This is a genomic window from Terriglobus sp. YAF25, from assembly GCF_052113305.1.
Taxonomy (GTDB): Bacteria; Acidobacteriota; Terriglobia; order Terriglobales; family Acidobacteriaceae; genus Terriglobus.
In genome coordinates this window covers 1-2,082 of record NZ_JBFRCY010000772.1, presented here as the reverse complement: position 1 = coordinate 2,082, position 2,082 = coordinate 1, and the positions used below count along the sequence as shown (strand labels likewise).

Genomic DNA, 2,082 nt, shown 5'->3' with positions numbered 1-2,082 from the left:
GAAGCGGCGTTTTCATTGCGGAAAACGCCCATGGATCCGGAAGCCCTGCACGACACCTACAGGGAAAACGCGCTACAGCCCACGCACCGTCACTTCCGCTGCTCGCCTATGGATTTCTGCTGACCGGCCTGGGTACGGCTCTATTGGGTCCCATCCTTCCCCTGCTTGCAGCCAGTCATCATCTCTCGGACGCCTCAGTCGGCCTGCTACCGCTGGCACAGTTTCTAGGCGCCACTGTCGGCGGCATGACGGTCTTTCGCCGGCCGCAATACAGCTTCGGAGTTGGCGCCTTCGCCGCCGCGGCCGGGCTTGCTCTCTTTGCGATGTCACCTGCTCTACCGATGCTCATGGCCGTGCTCTTTGGCGGAGCCTGGGGTATCGGCCAGATGATCGCTTCCTCCAATGTGATTGCAGGCTCACGCTATACGCAGAATCGCGCCTCCGCTCTCACATTGCTCAATGCCCTGTTCAGCGTCGGTGCGTTGCTGTCGCCGCTGTTCGCCTTCTGGCTTACACCTCACATGGCGCTACGATCGATGCTGTTGGGTTTCGCAGCTCTTTTCGCGATTGCAGCACTGTTCTTTGCTTTCGAACGTAGCCGGAGCGCCATCGCGCTTCCAGACGGCACCTCCTCAGGTGCCTCAGGCGCTCCATCTGTCGGCCTTCCCCTCTTCCTTTTCTTTACCCTTCTGCTTGCCCTGTACGGAGCGTATGAGAGCAGTTTCAACGTCTGGCTTACCACCTACATGCTCCGCTATGGAGGGCGTTCTCTTTCTGAAAGCCAGGCCGTGACCTCAGCGTTCTGGATCGCCCTCGCCTGCGCCCGTCCCCTCTCTTCAGCCGTTCTTCTGCGTCTGAAGGACACGTTGCTGCTACGTCTTGCGCTGGTAGTGCTGGTGATCAGTACACTGGCGCTGCTCTTCGCTCATACTGCCGTCGAAATCACCGCCGTGGCCGTCATTCTGGGGCTCTCCCTCGGTCCGGTCTTTCCGGTGACCTTCGCCCTGATCCTCGGCCGCAAACCGTCTCCACGGCAGGCGGGTGTCATCATCGCAGCCTCCGGCCTGGGAGCCGCCCTTCTGCCATGGTTTATGGGAGTTGTTTCGCGGCAGGCGAGCTCGCTGCGTACGGCATTTCTGCTTCCGCTCGCCGTTGCTGTGGGCCTGCTGCTGTTCTCCTTCAGGCTAACCCGTTCTAGCGAATAGAGCGCTACCTGCTACCAGCCGAGAGTTCGCCTAGAATTTCGGCCTCGCGCGTAGCCTCTACGTCCTCGATACGGAAGACATGTGTTTCCTTCGGAGGCTCGAACCGTCCCGACCCTAGATACGCGGCAACAATGCCTGCAGTTAACTCCGGATGCAGGACTGCCAGCGGAACCAGATATTTCTTCGACTTCACCAGCGATTCGGCAACTCCGTTCACGCGGGTACTGCGAGGGATGTCACCGGGCAGCTGCGGAATGACGAAGGTAGTCAGCTCCAGCTCATCGTGTTTGCGGGCATACTTCACGAAGGATTTTGCAATCTGCTTCGGGGTGGTGATGCCGCCATCGGCCAGGATATTGCGGTGAACCGCCTTGGGGAAGTACAGGTTCAGCAACTTGCGCGAGAAGTCAGCACAGTTCTGAAACAGCAGGTTGAAGTGGCTGCGATTGTGGCCTTCGTTATAAGCCGTAATCAGCTCCGCATCCTGCGCAGCCGTCGTCCTTACCTGGAAGCCGTAGATCTTGCGGTCGTACGAAGATCCGACCATCTGGATCCAGTCGCCTTCCGGGGTGCTTCCATCCGCCGCATCCGGCACAATCTCACGCAGGTGGCGACGGCGGTATACATCCCGAAGATCCGTCTCTAGCTGTACTGTCGCAGCCAACGGGATGTCGTTTCTGTCTTCCACGGCATACAGGTACGGGATCAGAGGAATGGCTACCCAGTCGTAGTGATTCACCTTGTAATAGCGGCTGATCACCGCCCCCAGCTCGCCAGGCCTGCACGTCCGCAGGCTGACCGAAGTCTCGGCGCAAACATGGTCAAGATATACAGCAGCATGGCCTGTCGGATTCATCTCTCCGAACCGGCCGAAAGG

2 protein-coding genes are annotated in these 2,082 nt (G+C 59.3%); one reads left to right on the top strand and one right to left on the bottom strand.

The features are described 5' to 3' along the window. Window positions 1–1,205, top strand: a 1,205-nt coding sequence (locus AB4043_RS23530; protein WP_442308263.1) for an MFS transporter, incomplete at its 5' end; no start/stop codon positions are given. Window positions 1,206–1,209: 4 nt separating this feature from the next. Here AB4043_RS23530 and AB4043_RS23525 read toward each other — a convergent pair. Further along, the coding region (locus AB4043_RS23525; protein WP_442308262.1) for a hypothetical protein at window positions 1,210–2,082 on the bottom strand (873 nt) is incomplete at its 5' end.